We start from the raw sequence: 24335 nt of genomic DNA on the forward strand, positions 1-24335 counted from the left end.
GATCACATTTTCTTCAAGGGCGCCGCGGTGGGCTGTGGTGGCACCGGACCCGGGTCGTTGAAGCACAGCATGACCTGATCGATGTCAAATTGATCGGCCAGCACGCGGGCGATCACCGCATGCACCAGGTCCAGGTCGACCGAGGGCGCAGCGACGGTGATGGTGGCCGCGATCGCACGACCGCGCTCTTTGGCGGGGACTAGGCGCAGGTCATCCACCGCTTTCACGCCGGGGTCGGTAAACATCGCCGTACGCACTTGTTCCAGCTCGGCTTCATTCATGTTGGCGGTGACTCCAGGGAATGTGATTGTCAGGCGGGATAGGTCTGAATCTTGCAATCAAAAAACACCGGCCTTGCCAGCAAGGTTGGTAGGCGGGGGACAGGCTCCGGCCGATGACGACTGTCGCCAGCGACCGCTGCAACCCTGAGCGCGCATCTTTGAGGCTCCGGTGGGCTTCGGGCGCATTGAAACCAGAAGTCGCCACCACGGACCTACCTCGGGGTATTGCTTCCGGCCGGTAGAAGACCTCCACAAACGTGATCTCGATGCGCCACCTCTCACAGAGCGAGACTGACGACGGGTGGTCCCATCCGCCCTTGCGTCATATTTGTCGCGCTCGCAGTTGTCAAGAATTAGCCTCCATGATTTGGATTGGTTGATCGGATCCTATTTCCTGCGAGGCTTGGACCGAAGCCCCGGTGGTCTGCGTTGCTTAATAGGTTGCTTCAATCTCCACCGGCTCCATTCACTAGTAGATCCTTCAGCTATGAAGGTGACCAGAACCCACTTCAGTAAGGGAGAGAACCCCACCTCAGCATCACGAAGCAGGTTGGCCCAATACCTTCCGACTAGGAAGGAGAATAGACTCATGGCAGTGACAGACGATGCGAACCACGGCCAACTGATGTCACTGACGTTCGCTTGGATGCCTTTCTTGTACATGTAAACTGCAAACACCAGAGCAGCGCACTGCATCGAGATCACAACCGCGGTCGGCGTCGCCCGGGCTCTGTGGAGGGCGGCGGCGAAGAGAGTCTCCGCAAACGAGAAGCCGATCAGCAATAGAGCTGCACTCAGCATCGCTGGACCGAACTCCGCAATTCCGGCGAGTGACAGCACGATTGGAAGGAATGCAAAGGGGAGTGGCTCCAAGCAGAGGGTTGGATAGAATTTCACGAACAGTGGCCATCTCTTTACCGCGACCAGAATGATGTCTTGCATCATCGCAACTACCAATGCAGCAGCCGCACTCGTTAGCGCAATCGACACCGGTATCCAAAACATCATCTCTTCTGATGCCGGCGCGAAGGGCACCATGGCCGCTGCGCCCCAAATCGCTGCGGCCAAGAACGCGCCAATTGGGAGTGCGGCTGGCTTCCACATGGTCATACTCTGATCAGAATACGTGGCCAAATAGTCAGGCGCTCAAGGTCTGCACTGACGGCTCTGCAGCCATGTCTACGCCTCACCGTCATAGGGCCTCCCTTCCCCGGGGGGGGGGCATAGGCCTTGATGGCGGTATCAGTCGATACCCAACCCGCGGCAGCGTCTGGATCATCTTTTCCTCAAACGGACCATCAATGCTTCGCCGCAGGCTGGACATCTGTGATCGCAGAAGATCCCCGTCGGGCAGGTCGTCACCCCAGAGAGTGTGCTCAAGCTGCCGCCTGGTCACAGCGGCAGGACTTGCCCGCATCAGCGCTTCAAGGAGCTTCCTGCAAGCTGGGTACAGATGCAGTCGTTTTCCAGCCCGTGTGGCCTCCAACGTTCTCAGGTCCAACGTGAGCTCTCCGATCAGCAGCCGCCTCCTTGTTACGCGTCCCTCCGTACGGGAAACCAACGCCTCTAGGCGAACTTCGAGCTCCGGGAGCTCAAAAGGCTTGGTCACATAGTCATCTGCACCGGAGCGGAAAGCGATGATTTTGTCCGAGAGCGCAACCTTTGCAGCCAACATCACAACAGGAACTGAAACACCGTGATTCAACCGCAGCCTTCTCAGAACCTCCGGGCCTTCCATGCGAGGAAGCATCCAATCAAGAATGACTGCGTCGTAACCATTGGACGCCGCAAAGTGAAGGCCGGCGATGCCGTCCCCGATGGTATCAAGCTGATGCCCTCGGGCCTCGAAGTAGGCCAGAATCTTCAAAGCGACTTCTCGATCGCGCTCAATCACTAGAATTCGCATGTCACGACTGACGGAAGCCAAGGAGCCTCAGCGCATTGAATACAACCAACAAGGTTGAACCTTCATGCACTGCCACAGCCGGTCCAATGCCAAGACCTAGGATGGTCGCAGGAACCAACAACGCTACGACGCCCAGGCTCACATACACGTTCTGACGGATCACCCGTTTCGTGCGTCGACTAAGCGCTACAGAGAATGCAACCTGTCTCAAATCCTCAGACATAAGCGCGACGTCGGCAGTCTCCAGCGCTACGTCCGAAGAGGCGGCACCCATTGCAATTCCGACGCTGGCACTAGCCATTGCGGGTGCGTCATTCACACCGTCGCCGACCATTGCCACTCGCTCCGTCTCCTTCAACTGACGTATTGCCTTCACCTTGTCGTCAGGCATGAGATTTCCCCATGCCTCGTTTAGACCCACGTCCGTTGCCACGGCTTGAGCTACAGTCTGGTGGTCGCCAGAGATCATGATCATTCGTTGGATGCCCAAGCGCCTTAGCTTGTCCAGGGCTTCACGCGCCTCTGGCCGGGGCGTATCCATAAGGCCGATGACACCTAGGTCGCGATCACCTAGGCGAACGGCCATCGTGGTTCTGCCGGCGTTACGGAGCTCCTCAATGGCAGACTCCGCACCCGCGGATAGAGCGCCAATGCCGTCGTTACCGAACATTTCTGCCTTTCCTATCCACACGTCAATGCCGTTCACCTTCGCCTGAACGCCTCTTCCAGCGAAGTTAGCGAGGTCTGTCGCTACCATGACCGGTCCATCGCCCAGGCGAGTATTACCATCTCGAACGATAGCTGCGGCCAAAGGGTGGTCACTTAAAGCCTCGACGGCGACGGCAACGTGAAGCAGTTCCTGCTCTGTCGTTCCCTGCATCACTTTGATGTCGGTAATTCGCGGCTTGCCTTCAGTGAGCGTTCCAGTCTTGTCGAACGCGATGGCGCGGATCATTCCTAGCTCTTCGAGTGGCGCCCCACCTTTGATGAGCACACCACCACGTGCCGCTCTTGCGATGCCCGCCAGAACAGCACTTGGCGTGGCTATGGCCAGTGCACAGGGGCTCGCTGCCACCAAAACTGCCATAGCACGATAGAAGCTGTCACGGAATGGCTCATCAACCACAACCCAGGAGAAAAGGAGGAGCACAGCCAGAATCAACACCGCGGGAACGAATACTCTCTCGAACTTGTCCGTGAAGCGCTGCGTGGGCGACTTCCTAGTCTCAGCCTCACTTACCATCTTGACGACGCGGGCCAGTGCCGATTCGCCTGATCGACGCGTGACTTCAACCTCCAGGGCGCCGGAGCCATTGATAGTGCCGGCGAAAACACGTGACTCCATTACCACCGAATCAGGTCGATCCCGTGCTAGAGCAGCGTCATTGACTGCCAGCTTATCAACCGGGATGCTTTCCCCGGTGACAGGGGCTTGGTCAACGCTGCTAGCCCCTTTGATAACGAATCCGTCCGCCGGCATCCGGTCATTGGGACGTACGACCACCACATCTCCAGGTATCAACGATTCAACCTGGACTTCCACGACCTGCCCATTCCTCAGCACCCTGGCAGTTTCTGGGGCAAGCTTGGCGAGAGCTTCTATCGCACGTTTAGCCCGGCCCATCGCGTAGTGTTCAAGGGCGTGACCGAGACTGAAGAGGAACAGAAGCAAGGCGCCTTCGGCCCATGCGCCGAGCGCGGCTGCGCCTGCCGCTGCAACCAGCATCAGCGTATCGATCTCAAAGCGCTTCAGCTTGATGTTCCCGATCGCCTCGCCAAGCGTGAACCAGCCGCCAAAGACGTAGGCTGCTACGTAAAACGCTGTGGGGATCCAGGGCGTTTGGGTCAACCCAAGCTTTTCAATCGCAAATCCCACGATCAGGAGCAGGCCGCAAGCAAGTGAGAAGATCAGCTCACTATTGCCACCTAGCGTGCCCCCGTGGGAATGACCGGGGTCCTGTCGGTCCTTGTGATCGTGTCCTTCGTGCTGATCCTTCAAATCTCCCCTCGGACTCGGTGGCTCTTGCGCTACACCCAGCGCCTCAAGCTTCGCTCTCAGCTCCGCCTCGCCTGTCTTGGCTCTCTCGTACTCGATGCTTATGCCACCAGCTGGGCTGGTGGTGGCTTCAATGACGCCTGGTACGGCCTGCACTTGCGCCGCAATTGTCCTTGCCTTTCGTGCGTGAACGGCCGAACCAAGCTCCAAGAAAAGGTGGCCATACCGATCACCCAACTCAATGCCCACGGATGCCGCCACCTCTCGCACTCGCTGAAGCGAGACGATCTCGGGGTCGTAATGAATGCAGAGCGTTCCGAGAGCTTCGTCGCTACCCTCGCGAATGTGCACGCGCGATACTCCCTCCATGTCCTGAAGACCAGCGACCAGCCTCTGGACGCAGCTGTCGTCCCGAGAGACACCTGGGAGTATTACTGGCAGTTCGAGTTCTGTGGTCAGGTTCATTTGTTCCCTCCAACGTCATAAAAATGGAACGGGAAGTCCGGCAGGCAGATGCTCTGCCGGGCCCAAACACTCCATCATTCAGTGGACAGTTTCCGGTTGCCCTTTCGGGCCTGCCTTGGCCAAGCGCCCCGCAAATGTCGGCAGCACAAGAAGTGTCAGTACTGTTGCGGTCAACAGGCCGCCAATGACCACCGTGGCGAGAGGCTTCTGCACCTCAGCACCAGATCCACTCGCAATAGCCATTGGAATGAAGCCAACGATCGCCACCAGCGCGGTGGTCACCACCGCGCGAATTCGGCTGCCGGCACCGTTCATTGCAGCGATCAATGGACTGTCACCTGCATCAAGCCTCTCTCTGATGGCTTGCATGAGCACCAATCCATTCAGGGTCGCAACACCCGATACCGCGATGAATCCGACGGCGGCAGATACCGAGAACGGCATACCACGCACCAGCAACGCGAGAATTCCGCCAACCAGGGCCAGTGGGACGCAGGTGAACACCAGGCCCGCCTCCTTTGCGCTGCCCAATGCCATGAACAGCAGGCTGCCGATCAATAGGAAGACAATCGGAACAACTGTCATGAGTCGCTTTTCAGCCCGCTGCAAGTTCTCGAACTGACCTCCCCACGTCATGTGGGCGCCCGGCGGAAGCTGTACGTCCTTCACCGCCGCCTGGGCCTCTCCAACAAACCCGCCCAAGTCACGACCGCGAACATTTGCCTGCACCACCACACGACGGCTTCCATTGTTTCGACTGATCTGGTTCGGCCCCTCGCTGATCTCAATGCGTGCGACAGAGGAGAGCGGCACGATGCCCCCAGTTGGAGTTGCAATCGGCAGTGACGCGAGCTGATCGGGGTCATTGCGTGCATCGTCGCCGAGGCGCACAACAACATCGAACCGGCGGTCGCCCTCGAAGATCTTGCCTGCCGCAGCGCCGCCAATACCGGTTGAAAGCGCGTCGCTCACGTCCGCTGCCGTGAGGCCATACTGCGCAGCTGCAAGATGATCGATTGCCACATTGAGCGTGGGCAGGCCGGAAATCTGTTCAACACGGACATCCGCTGAGCCCTGGACATTCCTCAGCTTCAGCGCGACCTGATCGGCAACAGCTTGCAGTTGCTCGAAGTTGTCGCCGTAGATCATGACGGCCAGGTCCGTACGCACGCCTGAGATCAGCTCATTGAAGCGCAGCTCGATGGGCTGGCTGAATTCAAAGCTGTTGCCTATCTGCGAGGCGGCGATCTTCTCAAACCTTGCAATCAGATCCTCCTTGCTCAGGGAAGAGTCTGGCCACTCCTTTCTCGGTTTAAGTACGATCACACTGTCGGAGATGTTGGTCGGCATGGGGTCGATAGCTGCTTCTGCAGTACCGGTCCGCGAGAAGACCGTCACAACCTCTGGTTCAGCAGCAATGGCCTTCTCCAGCGCCAATTGCATAGCCAACGATTGCTCAAGCGACGTAGATGGCACACGCAACGCTTGCATAGCGAGATTTCCCTCATCAAGCGTTGGCATGAACTCTCGACCCAGCATCGTAAAGCCGACCACGCCCATTGCGAGCATCACGAGGGCGCCAGCGAACACTGCCTTGGGCCTACGAATCGCCGCTTGGATCACCGGTTCGATGCGGCCGCGCAGGACGCGGATGATGGCTGTCTCATGTTCTTCGTCCTGGTCGCCCTCGTGTCCTTCCTTCTTCGCGTGGAGCTTGGGCTCCCTGACCAGCAGGGCAGCCATCGCCGGTACGAAGGTAAAGGAGAAGATGAATGCGCCAACGAGGGCGAGCATGAAGGTGGCGGCCATCGGGTGGAACGTCTTGCCTTCCACACCTTCCAAGGTAAGGATCGGTGCGAACACCAACAGGATGATCACCTGACCGAAGGCTGCAGGACGCGCCATCTTCCTCGCCGAGTCGGCGGCTACACGCAGTCGCTCCATGGCATTGAGGGGTCGGCCAAGTTCGGCACGCCGCTTGCCAAGCATCAGCAGGGTGGACTCGATCACAATTACCGCGCCATCTACAAGGATTCCGAAGTCCAGCGCACCCAAGCTCATCAGGTTGCCGCTGATACCGAACTTGTTCATGCCGATAACAGCGAACAGGAACGACAGCGGAATGACCAATGCGGTGATGGCTGCCGCACGCAGGTTGCCCAGGAGCAGGAACAGCACAACTACGACCAGCAGGGCACCTTCGGTCAGGTTCTTGGCGACAGTCTTGACAGTGGAGTTAACCAGCACACTACGGTCCAGCACTGGCTCTGCGAAGATATCGGCGGGCAGAGATTCATTGACCTGTGCCAGGCGCTCAGCTGCAGCTTGAGCGACGGTGCGGCTGTTGCCGCCGGCGATCATGAGCGCCGTGCCCAGTACCGCCTCATGACCATTTCGGCTAGCTGCACCAAGCCGTGGGGCGCGCCCCATACCGACCTCGGCAACATCGGCCACCCGGATGACCACACCGTCCTTGGTGGCAACGGGCGACTGAGCCAAGTCGTCGGTCGTAAGGGCAAGGCCGTCGGCCCGAACGACCAGGCCTTCGCCCGCACGCTGGACGAATCCGGCGCCAGCCTGGACGTTGGAGCGTTCCAGTGCTTGGACCAGATCGGCCAGACCCAAGTTGTATGCCGCCAGTCGAGCGCTGTCGGGGTAGATGCCGTATTCCTTGACGTACCCACCCACCGTATCAACACCGGCCAGGCCGGGGCTGGAGCGCATCTGTGGTGCGATGATCCAGTCCTGGACAGTACGCAGGTACGTTGCGCGCTCCTGGGCGGTTCCAAGACGATCGCCCTCTGGTGTCAGGTAGACCTCACCCTCTTGCCAGCCAGCCTGGCCGGGCTTGGCCAGCTTCTTGGGGTCGAATGGCTTGAAGTCCACCGTCCACATGAGAACCTCGCCCAGCCCGGTTGTAACCGGGGAGAGCATGGGGGACACGCCCTCGGGCAGATCTCCGGCAGCCTCCCGCATCCGCTCTGCCACCTGCTGGCGGGCGAAATAGATGTCGGTCTGATCAGTGAAGATCGCGGTGACCTGAGAGAAGCCATTGCGTGATAGGGAGCGAGTGGTGTTCAGACCTGGGATGCCGGCCAAGGCCGTCTCCAGAGGATAGGTGACCTGGCGTTCAATCTGCTCCGGAGTAAGGGCAGGTGCGATGGTATTGATCTGAACCTGGCGGTTGGTGATATCTGGTACAGCATCGACTGGCAGCTTGCTCAGTTGGAACAAGCCAAAGCAGGCAATCGAAGCAGCCAGAAACACCACGAGCCAACGGAACTTGACCGCTGCTTCAATGATGATCTTGAACATGGTGTATGAGTTCCCTTAGTGGCCGTGCTCGGCTTCGCCCTTGGCCAGTTCGGCCTTGAGCAGGAAGGCATTGGCGCCTACGAGGCGCTCACTACCTGTCAGACCGTTAAGGATTTCGATTCGATTACCTGCACGACGGCCAGCGAGTACCGGCGTTGCCTTAAAGCCTCCCTCGACAGCAACGAACACAACACTTCTGCCATCAACGCTTTGGACCGCATCCGCCGGGACGCTCATGCCTTCAGCTGCGCCATCGGCGATGATGACGGCCGAAACGGGGGAGCCGGCCGGTGGCAACTTCTCCGAAATTGGTTTGGCGCGAATGGTCGCGGTGCCTCCCTGCTGCATCACATTCGCAGCGGCGGCAATCACCTCAGCTTCGAAGCTTCCGCCCGGGCCAGTCACTTCCAGCTTCATTCCGGGCACCGCGAGAGTGGCCAGTGCTGGCGGTGCAGTGAATACGAGTTCATTCATGTCCGGATTGGAAACCTCCGCAACAAGCGTTCCAGCTGAGACGACACCACCGGGCGTCACTTGGACGTTGCCAACCACGCCAGCGACAGGACTGGAGATTGTCACCCGGCCGGAACTGTCCGGAGATCCACTGGCCGCTACCTGTGCACGTGCAGCACTAGCGGCGGCATCAGCGGCCAAAGAGCGCGCGCGCGAGGCCTCCAGCTCCTGGCGAGCCACTACGCCCTGCTCGACAAGAGACTTGTCGCGGCCGTAGGCCAGGCGGATGGCTTCGGCCTCCGCCGCAGCGGCAGTGGCGGCGGCTTTGAAGGTCGCAGCTTCTCCACTGACAATGATCACCAGGGGCTGGTTGCTCTTGACGGCTGTACCCGGCGCAACAAGCACGCGCTCAACGCGGCCGGTGACCGTTGAGGCGATGGCAGCACGCCCCCCGATGGCCGGCTCGACGCGACCTGCAAGGCGGGTCGATGCGCCACCGCCGCGGCCGACAGCCACCACGCCGATGCCAGATGCCTTGATCTGGTCAGGCGTCAGCTTGACTACACCTTCCTCGGACTCCTCTTCGCCATGTTCGCCATCACCATCACCTTCACTGTGCGCCTCGGCGGAGCCCGGCTTTGCGTCAGCTGCGTGATCGTCGTGACCATCATCCTTTCCAGCCGGCTTTTCTGCCTCCGTACCGGTGGATTTGGCATCCTCCTGCGCCCCGCCACTGCATGAGGTCAGCGCGCCGGTCATCATCAAGGTAGCCAGCAGCGTCGCTCCGATGAGCGTCTTGTTTCCGTACTTGTTCATTTTGCCTCCACAAACGGTGCGCGCCCTTCAAGGCGGGCGAGGTCGATTTCTGCTGCCACCCGGCTAAGACGGGCATCCACAGCACTGCCACGCGCAGCGATCAGGGTTGATCGCGTGCTGCGCAGCTCCAATTGCGATATACGACCTGCCTCGAATCCGATGCGGGCCAGCCGATAGGCTTCATCTGCGGCCTGTACGCTTTCATCCGCTGCTCGTACGCGGCTGTTGGATGCCTTGAGACTCGCTACCGCTCCCAAACGGGCCGCCTCACTGTCACGCCTCTGAGCCTCCAGAACCGCTTCGGCAGCACGTTGTTCCGCATAGGCCGCCTGGATCGCACCGCGGTTACGATCGAATAGGGGGATCGAAAGGCTGATGCCCACGTTGTAAGCTTGGTCGCCCGCTTGGCGGAAGCGCGTCTGAGCCACGGATGCACTCAGTTGTGGCAACGCACGCTTGCGCTCGACATCGATAAGGCGGCCGGAGGCTTCCGCTTCAGCTTGGGCAATGCGAACGGCAAGCGGGGCGACCTCAATAGCGACTGGGTGAGAGGGCACGCGGTCAAGCAGGCTTTCACCGATGTCGGTCAGGGGGCTGTCCACCAAGGACACGCCGGCCAGGCGAGCAAGCGCCGCATCCCGGTAGGCCTCGGCCTCATCCAGGCTTGCCTTTGCATTGGCGACCTCGCTCCGTGCCTGCACACCGCGCAGGTTGGGCTCACGTCCCTCGCTGACCATCGCAGCTACCGCCTTGGCGTCCTGTTCAATCAAGGCCAATGCCTCGCTGGCCAACTCATATCGGCGCAGCGCAGCCTCTGCTTCGGCGTATGTCGCCGCCAGGCGACCCGCTGCGTCACTGCGCATCAGATCACCCCGCAAGCCTGCAGCCCCAGCCTCCGCACGCGCGGCGCGCACTCGGGCCCCTCGTTGACCCCAAATCTCCAGCGGCTGGGAGAGGGTGACAATGCTGTCAGCGTTTGAGAAACCTTTGTAGGGACCAGTGCCGTAGGCGTTCTCCGCTTCGATGGAGACCGTCGGATTGGGCAGTGCCCGAGCCTGTTGTACCCGCGCCTCGGCTGCCTCAGCCAGCGCGACGCCTTGGACCGTCGCAGGCATCTGGTTCAAGCGAGAAAGCAACGATTCGTAAGATGGTGCAGTTTGAGCAGCTACATGTCCGATTGGCACCAACGCCAACAGAATAGCGACAGTCAACCCGGTCGCTGAAAGCGACCGGCCTGGCAAAATCGACATAAAAACTCCCGTAAATTATCTGAGCGAACGACCCGCAAGTGCGAGGCAGAGCCAGATCAGATACGGGGGGGGCGCATGGGACCGTCGAGTCGTAGCGCGTAGACGTCCACGTGCTCGGTACTGTGCAGCGAGATCCGGCCATCGGCGAACAGATCGTCGTGACCGGCAGCTGGGAGGCTTGCCGTTGAATGGTGGCAATGCCCATGGCCACAGGCATCGGCACTGGACGAATCCTTGCTCTTGCTCGACTCGGAGTCTGAATCACTTTGCAAGGCGTGCACATCGCCCACGCTGACCGTCGCTTCTTGCGCGCACGCCAATGCCTCGGCCACAGGCACGACCACGAACGCCGCCAAAAGCAGCAGCATCAGGTATATACGAATAGCAGGCAGAGAGCGACGCATTGGGAAAGGTTAGCAACCTCTTTTGGACGGATACAATTACATAAAAACACTACGGTGGCTGTGCTTGAACGCACCCTAGCCCCGTTCAGGTCGGGACCCAGGGAATCAACCCACAAGGATAACGGCCCATGTGAGGGCGACATTGCAAAGAGCCACGAACACAGCGGCCGAACCCATATCTTTAGCGCGACCCGCCAGCTCATGGATCTCTGGGCCATACCGTTCGATAACCGCTTCGATGGCGGAGTTCAGCAGCTCCAAGGCCAGAACAGCCAGCACGCTCCCCATTAGAAGTGCTCGCTCAACCGCTGAGTGGCCCAGCAGAATCGCTGCCGGTAGTGCCACCACGGCCGCGACAACCTCGAGTCGAAACGAGGATTCATGCAGCCAAGCTGATCGTAGTCCTTGGAGGGACCAGCGGAGCGCCTTGAAAACGCGGGCAATGCTCCGCGGACGATGACCGTACATATCTGCCACTGTGTTGCTTCCTTAATTTAGGACCCCAAGAGCCGCTGCTGGGCGCTTCCAGCAGCGTGCTCGTTGTCGCCCGTTATGAAGTGGACCCGGCGTTGATGGAACAACCGGAGAAAAGATTCAGGCTTTCGTCCAACGACTTCGTCCGGACGTTCATGAGGCCGAGTACAGAATGGAAGAGGTTGTCGTGGCTGGCCGGGCGGTTTGATCGGTCCCGGACACATTGAAGGTCCAGGTTGTTGCTGCTCTTCATGCCCTCGGACATCCACATGACCATGGGCACTTTGATCTGAGTGTCGGGAGCAATGGCATAGGGGAGACCGTGGAGATAGACGTTCGCCTCTCCCAGTGACTCACCGTGGTCGGAAACGTAGATCAATCCAGTGTCATGGCTCTGATCCTGCTCAAGCATCCGGATGGTCTTTCCAAGGAAGTCATCTGTCGCAAGGACTGCGTTGTCATACGCATTGACGATCTGCTGGCGCGTGCACTTGCCCAGATCTGCATTGCGGCAGTCAGGCGTGAACTTCCTCAGATCCTCGGGATATCGCTTGTAGTAGCTCGGCCCGTGGTTCCCCAGCTGATGCAGAACGACCACAACATCACCCGGATTGTCATCGATAGCGTCATGCAATCCCCGCAACATGATCTCATCGCGACACGCTTGGTCATCGCACAACCCATCCTTGGTAGGCACGCGGAAGGACTCAAACGCCAGGTCCGCGCAAACCCCCTTGCAACCTGTCTGGTTGTCCCGCCATAACGTCTTGATGCCAGCTCGCTCAAGCACATGGAGCAGCGACTCTGAGCCCCTGATCTTGTCTCGATCGTAGTCTCGCCTTCCATACACCGAGAACATACAAGGCACGGAAACTTCAGTATTTGACCCGCAGGCAGTCACGTCCGAGAAGTTGACGACGTCCAACGCTGCCAACTGTGGCGTTGTCTGTCTGCCGTATCCATTCAAACCCCAGTTCTGCGCACGAACCGTCTCACCTACAACGATGACCAAGAAGTGGGGCTTCGCGCCTGGCGGATGAGGCGTCATCATGGCATCGGGGCCAACCACTTGGATCGGACCGCGCTCCGCACGGGTGTCTTCTCGCACAACCTTCGCAATGGAAGCGATGTAGTTTCCAGGGTTTGCAAGGTATCTGACTTGCTTGTGATTGCGTATGAGTGATGAGAGGTCGTCGAATGACGCAATTGCCGCGCCAACGATTACAACAACCGCCATGCCAAGTAGAAGCACTCTTGCAAGTATCGCCCGCGTCACATTGGAAGAACGTTGGAGCCTTACCATGCATACCGCGATAGCTGGCACGACGCCTTTAATTAGTACCGCAAGAAAGAAGCCCCAGGTCAGCAACTCTCCGGCTTCAGCGCCGTCGGTCTTCAGCACATTTCGTACCATGCTGGCGTCGAAGTAGACGCTGTAATTGTCTGAATAGTAGGCAGCAGTAGCGGACACGACGAGAAGCAATGCAAGAACCGGCTTCACCGTCCATCGAACGCATAGCAATCCGAGAATGAGCACATTCAAGGCAGTGAGGATCGCTCCCGTAGAGATAACAAGTAGCGCACGAGCTGCTCCGTCCGCACCACTCTTCGCAATTACTTCTGCGAAGAACGCGCTGTTGAGAAAGAACGTGAAGTACATCGCCACGATGATAATCAACGTGTTGACGCCCAGCTGCGGGCCGCAGATGGGCTTGCCAAGACGGCCCAGTGGATCTGAGCCTAGGCCCCCGCGCGAACTGCCTCGGTTGAATTCTGTTTTCACGTAATGCATTGGTGATTCCTTTTTATTGACCACCGCGCGCGCCCCTAGCGCACACGGCCGCCATTGCGCGTTCCTAGATGGAAAGCCATCCACACATATGCAACGCCTGACACCAGCGAAGGGGCCAGGACCGCGGTCCGCAGGTTTTGGGTCAGTGACAGCAGTGCAGCCGAGATCCACATGAAGAGACGCTTGTCTGGGTGCAGCTCCGCTCCCCGACGCGGGAACAGCGAGCTTCCGGTTGCCACCATTTGGGTGGCAACCAAGGCAAATCTCGGTTCGTCGACAGGCCCAAAATCGCGCACACCAAGAGATGCGCCGATGGCAAGCACGGAGGTTGCCATCAGTAGTGCCGCTCGATCGCGTGCAGTTCGGAGATTGGTAGATGTTGAGAAGGGCATTCAGGTCGCCTTCTTCAAGGCGGCGCAGTACTGGCCGGCGACTGCACGTGCAGCCACGCGTCGGCCGAGCGCACGGAGCGCCCAGCAACAAGATGTGTTCATGGAAAGACCTACACAAAGGTGATCGCAGAAGGACTGACAGGCGCGTTGCGCCTTTTATGCGATCAAAGCCTGGGAGGTCTAATCAGCGTGTCCGGGATGTGGGACGTCATGGGCTGTTCGTAGAACGTGTGCCCGCCTTCATTTCTTGCGGCTTCGGCACTGGTGAAACCGTTGGACGCCACAAAAGTGCTGCTGTGGTGGCAGTGACCGTGACCACAAGCGGCATGCGCCTTATCGGGGTGGCCATCGCCTGGCCCTGCCACTTCCTGGTGTGACTGCTCCTCAGAGAAGCAGACCGAAGCATCAACGACAGGCACGATGATCATCACTGCGAGCAGCAGTGCCAGAGCGTAGCGCTTGGCATGGATGACAATGGAAGGCACGTGTGGCTAGGACTGATACATTTGAGGCCGGAAAGATACCTTGGGTACCGCTCATCAGCAAGCTGACGCTTATTCATCAATCTCGCGGGCTCGAGTGGCCTCTGCGAGTCAGGTGGCCAGGCAAAAGCTGGCGCGGGAAATTGACGGAATCCGGCATCCGAAGAACAGAAAGTTAACGTTTTGCCTGAGCTTCCGCACGGTCACGCAGATTGAGCTGCGACGGATTAGGTCGGGGGCCAGCTGCGCCACGTGACAGTGCCGGGTTCAAGCGCAGCCGCCAGAGTCCGAGCTCAGTCGGCCAAGCCTGGTCATGCAGCCGTCTTGCGCGCGTCGGCACCTGCCCGGCGGGCATCACCTAAAATCTCGAAGGCTTCCTTGATCACATACAGGCCGATCAGGGCGCCGATCACGAAATCCGGGTACGGGCTGGCCAGCCACCACACCAACAGACCGGCCAGGATCACCCCAACATTGGCGACCACATCGGCCCGCGTGAACAGCCACGTCGCTCGCAGATGCACTTCGCCGGACTTTAGCGGTGCCAGCATGCGCAGCACCGCCATATTGACCGCCAGCGACAGCAGGGCGGTGCCAATCATCCAGCCGCTGACCGGCTCGGCGCCGTACATCACCCGGCGGCCCACCTCAACCAACACGCCCACACCCAGCACAAGCAGCACGCTGCCGCTGACCCAAGCGGCATTGGCCTTGAAGCGCGCCGTGCGCCCGATAGCGACCAGGCCAATGGCATAGGCGGTGGCATCGGACAGCATGTCCAGAGCGTCGGCCAGCAGGCCAGTGGAATGGGCAATCCAGCCGGCGATGCCGCCGATCACGGCCATCGCCGCGTTCAACGCTAGGGCGATCCAGAGGACGCGCCGCTCCTGCGCATTCTTGGCCTCGTGGTGGCAGCCGCAATCACTCATCGGAACATCTCCAGTCGCAGGGAAGCCGGGCCCGGGCGGGTCGCTGGCATGACACAGCAGGTGAGTGTAAAGTCCGTAGCTACTACGGAGTCAAGCGTACTACGAATGAAAATCAGTGAGGCTGCCGACGCCAGTGGATGCCACCTGGAGACGATCCGCTATTACGAGCGGATCGGCCTGTTGCCGCGCCCGGGGCGCTCGGGCAATGGCTACCGGGTCTATGGCCCGGCCGACATCGAGCGGCTGCGCTTCATTGCGCGCGGCCGGGACCTAGGCTTCAGCCTGGAGGAGGTCCGCAGCCTGCTGCAGCTGGCCGGCGATGAGGAGCTTTCGTGCGGGGACGTGGACCGGCTGGCACGCAGCCATCTGACCGACGTGCGGGCGCGCATGGCCGACCTGGAGCGCATGGCCACCGAGTTGGAACGGGTGATTGCCAGTTGCCACGGTGGGCAGCGGGCTGAATGCACCATCCTGTCGACCCTGCGGCAGCCGGTCGCTGTGGAGGCCACGCGCCAGTGACCGAACTGGACCGCTACCTCGATGCAGCCACGCGCCAGAACACGGTGCGCAGCTATGCGTCGGCGCTGCGGCACTTCGAGGTTGAATGGCAAGGCCACCTCCCAGCGACACCGGACAGCGTGGCGCGGTACCTGGCCGCGTATGCGCAGACCCTAGCCGCCAGCACGCTTCGCCACCGGCTGGCCGCCATTGCCTCTTGGCACCGCGACCACGGCTTTGTCGACCCGACCCGGTCGCCGCTGGTGCGCAAGGTGCTCAAAGGCATCCAGACCCTGCACCCGGGCCAGGTCAAGCAAGCCGCGCCGCTGCAGATTCGGCGGCTGGTCGAGCTCGATGACTGGTTGGCTGCCGCGATCGCGGCGGCGCATGCCCGGGGCGACGGAGCGGCGGCGCTGCGCCATCAACGCGACCGAGCGTTGGTGCTGCTCGGATTCTGGCGGGGCTTCCGTGGCGATGAACTGCTGCGTCTGGACGTGGCCCATCTCACGCTGGTGCCGGGACAGGGGATGACCTGTTTCCTGCCGCGCAGCAAGGGCGACCGCCAGGCCGCCGGCGTCACCTACAAGGTGCCGGCGTTGTCGCGGTTGTGCCCGGTGGAGGCGACCCAGGTGTGGCTGCAGGCGGCCGACCTGCACGAAGGGCCGGTGTTTCGGGCGGTTAACCAATGGGGCCAGGTGAGCGCCGAGGGCCTGCATCCCAACAGCTTGGTGCGCCTGCTACGCGAGTTGCTGACCAGTGCCGGCTTTGCCGATGCGGGGCTCCACAGCAGCCATTCGTTGCGCCGCGGCTTTGCCAGCTGGGCCAACGACCAAGGCTGGGACATGAAGGCGCTGATGGAGTACGTGGGCTGGCGCGATGTGCAGTCGGCCATGCGCTATCTCGACGGGCGTGACCCCTTTGCCCGTGACCGCATTGAAGCAAGCCTGCCCAGTCCAACCGCGCCGGTACCGGCGATGGCACTGCCGGCGCCCGAGGGCAAACCGGCCTTGCAGCTGCGCCTGCGCATGGTGCTGACCCCGTTTGCCCGCACGGGCCGCGGCGCGGCCAAGGCCCGAGGCCGGATCGAAGAGATCTGCTTGGCCCCGTTCCAGGCTGTGCGCCTGAACACTGCCAGCAGCGAGTACCAGTTGACTGTTCCCACCGATCCCGACCGGGATCTGGATGAAATCCTGGCCACGTTGCTCGATGACATGCACCGCATGGCCGATACGCACCAGTGTTTCCTGGAAGCGTCTCTCAATACAGACGACGGCCGGCACTGGGATTGATCCCCTCATAACCTCCGGATCCAATGGCTACCCTTCACGAGACCGCCTACCCGCGACTGAAGCCTGATCCCACCGCCAAGGAACTGGAGGAGATCTATACCCCCACCGCCGCTGAGATTGCATTCGCCAAGCAGCTGACCACCCAGCCGGGACCGCAGCTGGCGGTACTGATTCATCTCAAGCTCTTCCAGCGCCTGGGTTACTTCACGGTGTTAGCCGAAGTGCCCGAGCGGATCCGGAAGCACATCGCCAAGGCCGCCCGACTCGGGCGCGTATTGGACACCGACCAGCTCGAACGTTACGACGCTTCCGGTAGCCAGCGCCGCCATATGCCGCAGCTTCGGCAGTTCATCGGGGTACATCCCCTGGACAAATCAGGCTTGGCCTGGCTGGACACGGTGGCCACCGGAGCAGCCCAGACCAAGCACACCATCCCGGACATCGTGAACGTCCTGCTCGAAGAGCTGGTGCACCACCGCTACGAACTGCCAGGCTTCCGCACCCTGGAGCTGGCCGCCATCGGCGCACGTGAGCGGGTCAATCTGGGCTACTACCGCAGCATCAGTCACGCGCTGACGCCTGCCACGCGCACGCTCATTGACGAATTGCTGCGCGCACCGGAAGGCTCCAGATTTACTGGCTGGCAATCGCTCAAGCGCGAGCCTGGCCGACCGACCAACAAGGAGGTCCGGTTCTATCTGCAGCACATCCGCATGCTGCAGCAGTTGGCCGAGCAGCTGCCTCCCATCGATGTGCCGGTGCCCAAGCTCAAGCAATTCCGTGCAATGGCTCGCGCCTATGACGCCAGCGAGTTAGCCGAACTGGCTCCGGACAAGCGCTATGCGTTGGCCACCATCTTCATTCGCGCCCAGCATGCCAAGACGCTGGATGACGCAGCCGAGCTGTTCATCAAGCAGGTGCGCGGGCTGGAGAACACGGCCCAGCAAAAGCTGCTGGCCTACCAGCTCGAACATGCCAAGCGGGCCGACTTCCTGATCGGCCAGCTCAAGGAAATCCTGCAGGCCTATCAGCTCGACGGCAGCGATAGTCAGCGCGTGGATGCCATCGATAACAGTCTGGAAGCGGAAGTGTCGACCTTGTTGGCCGAATGCGAAGAACATATGGCATACGCAGGAAAGAACTATCTGCCTTTCATGCTGCAACCCTACGGCGCGGTCAGGCCGCTGCTGTTCAATGGGCTGGAGCTGATGAACTTGCGGGCAACCAGCCACGATGCCGGCATGGAGCCGTTGATTGCAGCGGTGCTGTCGCTGCGCAACCAACGCCGTGAGCTGATCGAGGTCGCATCCCTCGGCCTGGACCCGGAAAAGGACTTCGATTGGATGTCCAAGCTCTGGCGTCAGCACGTGTTTGGCAAGCGGGCCAGCGCGGCAGGCGCCGGCTGGATGCACCGTAAGTACTTCGAGCTGGCCGTGCTGGTGCAGGTCAAGGACGAACTGAAGTCGGGAGATCTCTTCATCCCGAGCAGCGAACGATTTGACGACTACCGCGAGCAGCTGGTCGATGAAGCCACCTTGGCCCAGGAACTGGAAGCCTATGGCCAGGTGTCAGGCTTGCCCACCGACGCTGCGACTTTCGTGGCCGGGTTGCGCGCACAACTGACCGACTTGGCCGACGAAGTTGACGAGCGTTTCCCCGAGAATGTTCATGCGGACATTCTGGAAGGACGCCTGGTACTGCGGAAGGGGCAACGCGCCGAGGTCTCAAGCGCCATTGCCACCGTGGACCGCCTCATCGCCGAACGGCTCCCGGAGTCCAGCATCGTCGATGTCCTGATCGACGCCAGCCAATGGCTGGATCTGCACCGATTCTTCCGTCCGATCGCCGGCACCGAGAGCCAGGTTGAAGATCTCCCTCGACGGGTGATCACCACGCTGTTTTGCTATGGCTGCAACTTGGGTCCGACGCAGACGGCGCGGTCGATCAAGGGCTTCAGCCGTCGCCAGGTCGCTTGGCTCAACCTCAAATACGTGACCGAAGATGTCCTTGAGAAGGCCATCGTGGAGGTCATCAATACCTACAACAAATTTGACCTGCCGGGCTATTGGGGCAGCGGCAAGAGCGCGTCAGCAGATGGCACCAAGTGGAGCGTGTACGAGGACAACCTGCTGTCGGAGTACCACATCCGCTACGGCGGCTACGGCGGCATCGGCTACTACCATGTGTCCGACAAATACGTGGCGCTGTTCAGCCACTTCATTCCCTGTGGCGTGCACGAGGGCATCTACATCCTCGATGGCCTGCTGGCCAACACGTCCGACATCCAGCCCGAGATCGTCCATGGCGACACGCAGGCCCAAAGCTATCCGGTCTTCGGTTTGGCCCACATGCTGGGCATCCAGCTGATGCCCAGGATACGAAACATCAAGGATCTGACATTCTTCCGGCCCGAACCTGGTAGGACCTATAAGAACATCCAGGCACTGTTCGGAGACAGCATCGACTGGCAACTGATCGCGACCCATCTCCACGACATGCTGCGGGTGGTGATCTCAATCCGATTGGGGAAGATCACCGCGTCCTCGATCCTGCGCCGGCTGGGCACCTACAGCCGGAAGAACAAGCTGTACTTCGCCTTCCGGGAAGTTGGCAAGGCCGTCCGAACGCTGTTCTTGCTGCGCTACATCGACGACAACGAGATTCGGAAAACGATCCATGCTGCGACCAACAAGAGCGAGGAGTACAACGGCTTCGTAAAATGGGTGTTCTTTGGCAGCCAGGGGATCATTGCTGAGAACGTCCAACACGAGCAGCGCAAGATCATCAAGTACAGCCAGCTGGTCGCCAACATGATCATCCTCCACAACGTAGAAGGCATGAGCCGGACCTTGGCTGAGATGCGGAAGGAGGGGATTGAACTGACCCCCGAGATCCTGGCCGGCCTGTCGCCGTATCGGACCAGCCACATCAATCGCTTCGGCGACTACCATCTCGACCTTGATAGGGAAGTGGCGCCGCTGAGCTATACAGCGAAAGTCCTTGAACAGGCCCCATAGACGGGGAGATCCGCTATCGGGATAAGGCAATTATCATTTCGTTTCAATTGCTTAGGCAGCTTTTGGCCCTGTACGTAACGATTCCCTGCCGACCCTCAAGACATCGAGACCATGCGCATCCAGCTAGAAGCGGTGCGTGATGCCATCGAGGCACACCCCACGCGCGAGGAACTGCGCACGATCCTGCCAGCCGGTGGCGCACGCAACGCGGTGGATGCCGCCCTCTGGGAGCTGGAGTCCAAGCAGGCGGGCAAGCCCGTCTGGGCGCTTGCCGGGCTGCCCCCGCCGCGGCCGCTCCCCACGACCTTCACGGTCGGCGCCGATGAGCCCGCGGCCATGGCGGCCGCCGCCGTCGCGTATCGCCAGGCGCGTTCGATCAAGGTCAAATTGACCGGTGATCTCGACCTGGACATCGCACGCGTCGCAGCGATCCGTGCGGTGCGCCCCGAGGTATGGCTGGGGGTCGATGCCAATCAGGGTTACCAGGTTGGCGATCTCGAGCGGCTGGTGGCTGCGATGGTGGACGCCGATGTGGCGCTGATCGAACAGCCACTGGCCCGCGGGCGCGAGGCCGATCTGGATGGATTCGTGTCGCCGATTCCTCTGGCCGCCGATGAAAGCGCGCTCACCCTGGCCGATGTCGACGGCCTGAAGGGTCGCTTCAACGTATTCAATATCAAGCTCGACAAATGCGGCGGCCTGACCGAGGCGCTGCTGATCGCCGCCGCGGCACGCGAGGCCGAGCTGGGCGTCATGGTCGGCTGCATGGTCTGCAGCAGCCTGGGCGCTGCGCCGGGCTTCGTGGTCGGGCAGTTGTGCGATCTCGTCGACTTGGACGGGCCCACGTTCCTCAAGCAGGACCGCACCCCCGGGGTGCTCTATCGCGACGGCACGATCTGGTGTGACGAAGCGGTCTGGGGCGCTGGACGCTGAGGTTCGGGGCGCACCTGGCGCATGAATTCATGTCAATGCTGCGACGCAGGATTGACAGTTCTCTGAACAGGACTATTGTGTCCTACATGGGCTTACACATAGCCATTCATCCCAGGAGCGTCACTGCCAGGCCGGCCCCCACCCCAGCACGACGGGGTGCCCTGACTGCCGCATTCCGTGCCCATTGCCGTGGGCGTCCAGCTTCGCTACCGAGGTCTCATCACATGAGTCACTGTTCGCTCCGAATGAACGCGTTGTCGCTGGCCTGCACTGCAGGCATCCTGGCCCTGGGCTGCAGCGCCACGGCACTGGCACAGGTCGCCGCCGAGAACCCCAACCGCGACGACGTACATACGTTGGGCACCGTGACCGCGACCGCGCAGAAACGCGTGGAGGTGGTCACCGATATCCCGATGTCGATCAGCGTCATCAGCGAAGAGCAGCTCGACCGCCTCCAGGTCAACAACATGAATGACCTGGCCGGGCTGGTTCCCGGCCTGCAGATCACCAGCCTCGGTGCGCCGGGCCGCTCGACGATCTCGATCCGCGGCATCACCCCGATGGGCAACACCGCCGCGACCTCGATCTACGTCGACGACGTGCCGCTGACCGCCAATGGCTCACTGTCCGGTGCGACCTCCGGCATGTTCGACCTGTTGCCGTACGACGTGCAGAACGTGGAAGTGCTGCGCGGCCCGCAGGGCACGCTGTACGGTGCCAGTGCACTGGGCGGCGTGGTCAAGTACGTGACCAAACGGCCGGACCTGGAGTACTTCTCGGGCCGCGCCGGTGCCACGATGCGCGTTGTCGACGATGGCGGCCGGGTGGGCCATTCCGAGCGCGCCGCCGTCAATGTGCCGCTGGTGAAGGGTCAGCTGGCCCTGCGCGCCAGCTACGCCGAGCAGACCAGTCCGGGCTGGATCGACAACAGCGTCCTGCATCGCCGCGACACCAACGATGTGTACCAGAACGCCGGCCGCCTTTCGCTGCTGTGGAAGGCCTCCGATACGGTGGACGTGCTGCTCACCGCGATGCGCCAGGAAAACAAGGGCGACAATTTCGCGACGGTCGCGCTCGACCCGGCCACCTTCAAGCCGAAGCTGCCCGGTTACTCGAACGAGTATCTGTTCCTGCAGCCGAGCACGATCAAGTACGACGTGTACGGCCTGACGGTGGACTGGGATCTGGGCTGGGCCGACTTCACTTCCGCCAGCAGCTGGATGAAATCCAACTCCTGGCGCCTGCAGGACCAGTCGGTGGAGTACATCCCGTTGCTGGGCCAGAAGCCCGGCGTGGGCCCGGTGATGGCATACGCCGGCCTGGACACGGATATCGAACTGAAGAAGTGGACCCAGGAATTCCGCCTGACCTCCAAGGGCGACAGTCGCCTGCAATGGCAGCTTGGCGCGTTCTATACCGATGAAGATGCCGCCTACATCGAGCGCGGCAGTGCATTGAGCCCGGCGTTCAATCCGGTGCTTGATCTGTTCACCGCCTCGGTGCTGACCACGTATAAAGAGAAGGCGCTGTTCGGCAATGCCACCTGGAAGTTCACCGACCGCTTCGATCTGGCCCTGGGCGTGCGCCATGCGCGCAATGACCAGCAATTCCGCCAGACCCTCGGCGGTCCGCTGGGCGGTGACGGGGTGCAGCGGATCACCGACTCCTCGGAAAGCGTGACCACCTGGAGCGCCAGCCCGCGCCTGTTCCTGGGCGAAGACACCATGGCCTACGTGCGCGTGGCCACCGGCTACCGCGCCGGCAGCCCGAATCCCATCCTGCCGGCCGCCCCGGAGGTGCCGTCGCAGGTCAAGTCGGACACGCTGATCAACTACGAAGCCGGCCTGAAGAGCCACTTCTGGGATCGTCGTGCACTGGTGGAAGTGGCGGCCTTCCGGATCGACTGGGATGACATCCGCTTGAACCTGCTCACGGCGCAGGGCATCTCCTATGGCGTCAATGGCGGCGAAGCACGCAGCCAGGGCGTTGAATTCACCGGCGCGCTGATGCCCGTCGACGGCCTGCGCCTGAGCGGCAGCCTGACCTACACCGACGCGAAGCTGACCGCGCCGATTCCCCCGGCGCGCCCGGGCGGCCCGAACCAGGCCGAATCCGGTGCCCAGCTGCCGCAGGTGCCCGAGTGGGCCGGCAGCCTGCAGGCCGACTACCAGTTCCCGACGAGCGGCGAATGGGGCTGGAGCGTCGGTGGCGCGCTGCGCTATTACGGCGAGCGTGCGGCATCGGTGGCGGCGACGCAGTCCTTCGACCTGCCCAGCTACACCACCGTTGACCTGACTGCCGAAGTGAGCAGCCAGAACACGACGGTGCGCTTCTTCGTCACCAACCTCACCAACAAGGACATCTACGTGGCGGCCGGCAGGACGATTCCTGCCGCCGGCGCGCAGCAGTACCGCCGCTGGAATGCGGTGATGATGCAGCCGCGGACCGTGGGTGTGTCGCTCGATTACAGCTTCTGATCGAGCGGGGCAGGGCGGCGCGGCACCTTCCCGGTGCCGCGCTGGCCGACAACGCTACGAAGGCCTGCAACGCGGGCCGATACGCGTCGCCGAAGCAGATATGCTTGCACGGGTCCGCCCCACACCCGCAGGCCGCAGCGCGATGCGTTTCAGACTGGATTCCCTCCTGCGTTCCGCCGCACTGCTGGTGTGTGCGGCGCCGCTGTTGACGGCATGTGCCCGGACCAACAGGGAAACCGTGCTTTCCTCGGACACGCTGAAGGTCGTGGCCGTGACCGAAAGCCGACTGGACATCAACGTCAGCAAGTATCAGCACTACACGACGTACGTGCTGTACGTAGACGGCAACAGGCTGTCCGACCAAGGATTCTCGGCGCTCCTGCAGGATCCTGAAGCGGCGGGCGATCAGTTCGTGCATACCGATGCCGTGGTGCTGGACGAAGACGCGGTGCTGATCGCCTCGCATAACCGTGACGGGTCACGCTGCTGGGCGACGCGGCTCGTCGCACGCAATGGCACGCCGACGCTGGACACGATCATGAAAGGGACCGCCGACTGCAGCCTCCGCCCGGCAGCGCCGGGCTGGCGGGCGCTTTACAGAGATCCCGGCGATCTGATCCTGGTCCGTGAGCGGCCCTTCCAGGTCCGTCCCATCGCGGGGTACTGGTACGCGCTGTGGATCGACGGCGACACCGTTGCCCTGTACCGGAAGGACCGGGACCATGAGCGCCTCGTCGTCAGGCTGGCACGGATTTCTTCGGATACCCCGCTCGCCGAGCAGACCCTGCCGATGCAGACCTATGCGGAACCCGACCTGCTGCATGCCCCGCCCGAGCAGCGACGGCAATGGCTGTTCGACAACTTCACGGTCTCCACGGGCGCCTCTCCCTCGATCGCGCTGCGTTCGGACCATCGACTCGACACGATCACGCCCGAGGTATGGGCGGAGTATCAGGAAATCGAGCGGCAGAACAAGGAACGGGATGCCCAGGCACGTGCCGCCGGGGATGCCTGGATCGAGGCCCAGCGCCGGGAGCTGATCGAAGCGGACGCGACGGAGCGCGACGCCCCGAAGTAACGCTGTCCGGCCCTCGTCGATGATGGCTGACGAGCAGCAGCATCATGACCAGCCCCTCCCGCAGGCGCGTTCTGGCCAATGTAGCGAT

At 61.4% G+C, this 24335-nt stretch carries 18 protein-coding genes; 6 read left to right on the plus strand and 12 right to left on the minus strand.

Annotated elements, in window-relative coordinates:
- Positions 1–2 precede the first annotated feature (2 nt).
- From AC06E9_RS07345 to AC06E9_RS07400, 12 genes are all read right to left on the minus strand, one after another.
- Positions 3–281, minus strand: coding sequence for a hypothetical protein (locus AC06E9_RS07345; RefSeq protein ID WP_027080079.1), 279 nt, complete (start codon positions 279–281; stop codon positions 3–5).
- Between the two features lie 387 nt (positions 282–668).
- The gene (locus AC06E9_RS07350; RefSeq protein WP_017354992.1) at positions 669–1391 is read right to left on the minus strand and encodes a hypothetical protein; all 723 of its coding nucleotides are present in this window, start codon (positions 1389–1391) and stop codon (positions 669–671) included.
- 82 nt (positions 1392–1473) lie between these two features.
- Positions 1474–2187 (minus strand): response regulator transcription factor, encoded by a 714-nt coding sequence (locus AC06E9_RS07355; RefSeq protein WP_017354993.1) that lies wholly within the window; start codon positions 2185–2187, stop codon positions 1474–1476.
- 1 nt (position 2188) lies between these two features.
- Complete coding sequence (locus AC06E9_RS07360; RefSeq protein ID WP_017354994.1) at positions 2189–4648, minus strand: heavy metal translocating P-type ATPase; 2460 nt, start codon at positions 4646–4648, stop codon at positions 2189–2191.
- A 78-nt stretch (positions 4649–4726) separates the two neighbouring features.
- A complete protein-coding gene (locus AC06E9_RS07365; RefSeq protein WP_017354995.1) occupies positions 4727–7963 on the minus strand; it encodes an efflux RND transporter permease subunit in 3237 nt (1078 codons plus the stop codon).
- 15 nt (positions 7964–7978) lie between these two features.
- Positions 7979–9232 carry an efflux RND transporter periplasmic adaptor subunit gene (locus tag AC06E9_RS07370; protein ID WP_014159610.1) on the minus strand — a complete coding sequence of 418 codons (1254 nt, stop codon included), beginning with the start codon at positions 9230–9232 and terminating at the stop codon, positions 7979–7981.
- Complete coding sequence (locus AC06E9_RS07375) at positions 9229–10482, minus strand: TolC family protein (protein WP_017354996.1); 1254 nt, start codon at positions 10480–10482, stop codon at positions 9229–9231. Before AC06E9_RS07375 ends, AC06E9_RS07370 begins: the two co-directional genes overlap by 4 nt.
- A gap of 56 nt (positions 10483–10538) precedes the next feature.
- Positions 10539–10850, minus strand: coding sequence for a hypothetical protein (locus AC06E9_RS07380; RefSeq protein ID WP_017354997.1), 312 nt, complete (start codon positions 10848–10850; stop codon positions 10539–10541).
- A gap of 141 nt (positions 10851–10991) precedes the next feature.
- Positions 10992–11363: a diacylglycerol kinase gene (locus AC06E9_RS07385; protein ID WP_017354998.1), complete on the minus strand. Its 372-nt coding sequence runs from the start codon at positions 11361–11363 to the stop codon at positions 10992–10994.
- 73 nt (positions 11364–11436) lie between these two features.
- Positions 11437–13152, minus strand: coding sequence for a phosphoethanolamine transferase (locus AC06E9_RS07390; RefSeq protein WP_017354999.1), 1716 nt, complete (start codon positions 13150–13152; stop codon positions 11437–11439).
- Positions 13153–13708: 556 nt separating this feature from the next.
- Positions 13709–14029 carry a hypothetical protein gene (locus AC06E9_RS07395; protein WP_062167471.1) on the minus strand — a complete coding sequence of 107 codons (321 nt, stop codon included), beginning with the start codon at positions 14027–14029 and terminating at the stop codon, positions 13709–13711.
- Between the two features lie 308 nt (positions 14030–14337).
- A complete protein-coding gene (locus AC06E9_RS07400) occupies positions 14338–14955 on the minus strand; it encodes a cation efflux transmembrane domain-containing protein (protein ID WP_014159605.1) in 618 nt (205 codons plus the stop codon).
- 105 nt (positions 14956–15060) lie between these two features.
- Here AC06E9_RS07400 and AC06E9_RS07405 point away from each other — a divergent pair, with 105 nt between their 5' ends.
- From AC06E9_RS07405 to AC06E9_RS07430, 6 genes are all read left to right on the plus strand, one after another.
- Complete coding sequence (locus AC06E9_RS07405) at positions 15061–15474, plus strand: MerR family transcriptional regulator (RefSeq protein ID WP_014159604.1); 414 nt, start codon at positions 15061–15063, stop codon at positions 15472–15474.
- Positions 15471–16742 (plus strand): site-specific integrase, encoded by a 1272-nt coding sequence (locus AC06E9_RS07410; RefSeq protein WP_017355000.1) that lies wholly within the window; start codon positions 15471–15473, stop codon positions 16740–16742. The genes AC06E9_RS07405 and AC06E9_RS07410 overlap by 4 nt, the downstream gene beginning before the upstream one ends.
- 23 nt (positions 16743–16765) lie before the next feature.
- Positions 16766–19759: a Tn3 family transposase gene (locus AC06E9_RS07415; RefSeq protein ID WP_017355001.1), complete on the plus strand. Its 2994-nt coding sequence runs from the start codon at positions 16766–16768 to the stop codon at positions 19757–19759.
- Positions 19760–19870: 111 nt separating this feature from the next.
- Positions 19871–20692: an enolase C-terminal domain-like protein gene (locus tag AC06E9_RS07420; RefSeq protein WP_478055796.1), complete on the plus strand. Its 822-nt coding sequence runs from the start codon at positions 19871–19873 to the stop codon at positions 20690–20692.
- 224 nt (positions 20693–20916) lie between these two features.
- Positions 20917–23169: a TonB-dependent receptor gene (locus AC06E9_RS07425; RefSeq protein WP_478055797.1), complete on the plus strand. Its 2253-nt coding sequence runs from the start codon at positions 20917–20919 to the stop codon at positions 23167–23169.
- Between the two features lie 142 nt (positions 23170–23311).
- Positions 23312–24247: a hypothetical protein gene (locus AC06E9_RS07430; protein ID WP_478055798.1), complete on the plus strand. Its 936-nt coding sequence runs from the start codon at positions 23312–23314 to the stop codon at positions 24245–24247.
- The last annotated feature ends 88 nt before the right edge of the window (positions 24248–24335 follow it).

This window comes from Stenotrophomonas sp. Steno-Z10-BAI (assembly GCF_056393115.1).

Coding starts and splice junctions, on each gene's coding strand:
- AC06E9_RS07375 (WP_017354996.1), bottom strand. CDS start 10,482: ATGTCGATTTTGCCAGGCCGGTCGCTTTCAGCGACCGGGTTGACTGTC.
- AC06E9_RS07400 (WP_014159605.1), bottom strand. CDS start 14,955: ATGAGTGATTGCGGCTGCCACCACGAGGCCAAGAATGCGCAGGAGCGG.
- AC06E9_RS07405 (WP_014159604.1), top strand. CDS start 15,061: ATGAAAATCAGTGAGGCTGCCGACGCCAGTGGATGCCACCTGGAGACG.
- AC06E9_RS07415 (WP_017355001.1), top strand. CDS start 16,766: ATGGCTACCCTTCACGAGACCGCCTACCCGCGACTGAAGCCTGATCCC.
- AC06E9_RS07370 (WP_014159610.1), bottom strand. CDS start 9,232: ATGAACAAGTACGGAAACAAGACGCTCATCGGAGCGACGCTGCTGGCT.
- AC06E9_RS07350 (WP_017354992.1), bottom strand. CDS start 1,391: ATGACCATGTGGAAGCCAGCCGCACTCCCAATTGGCGCGTTCTTGGCC.
- AC06E9_RS07365 (WP_017354995.1), bottom strand. CDS start 7,963: ATGTTCAAGATCATCATTGAAGCAGCGGTCAAGTTCCGTTGGCTCGTG.
- AC06E9_RS07360 (WP_017354994.1), bottom strand. CDS start 4,648: ATGAACCTGACCACAGAACTCGAACTGCCAGTAATACTCCCAGGTGTC.
- AC06E9_RS07420 (WP_478055796.1), top strand. CDS start 19,871: ATGCGCATCCAGCTAGAAGCGGTGCGTGATGCCATCGAGGCACACCCC.
- AC06E9_RS07430 (WP_478055798.1), top strand. CDS start 23,312: ATGCGTTTCAGACTGGATTCCCTCCTGCGTTCCGCCGCACTGCTGGTG.
- AC06E9_RS07425 (WP_478055797.1), top strand. CDS start 20,917: ATGAGTCACTGTTCGCTCCGAATGAACGCGTTGTCGCTGGCCTGCACT.
- AC06E9_RS07390 (WP_017354999.1), bottom strand. CDS start 13,152: ATGCATTACGTGAAAACAGAATTCAACCGAGGCAGTTCGCGCGGGGGC.
- AC06E9_RS07380 (WP_017354997.1), bottom strand. CDS start 10,850: ATGCTGCTGCTTTTGGCGGCGTTCGTGGTCGTGCCTGTGGCCGAGGCA.
- AC06E9_RS07345 (WP_027080079.1), bottom strand. CDS start 281: ATGAATGAAGCCGAGCTGGAACAAGTGCGTACGGCGATGTTTACCGAC.
- AC06E9_RS07355 (WP_017354993.1), bottom strand. CDS start 2,187: ATGCGAATTCTAGTGATTGAGCGCGATCGAGAAGTCGCTTTGAAGATT.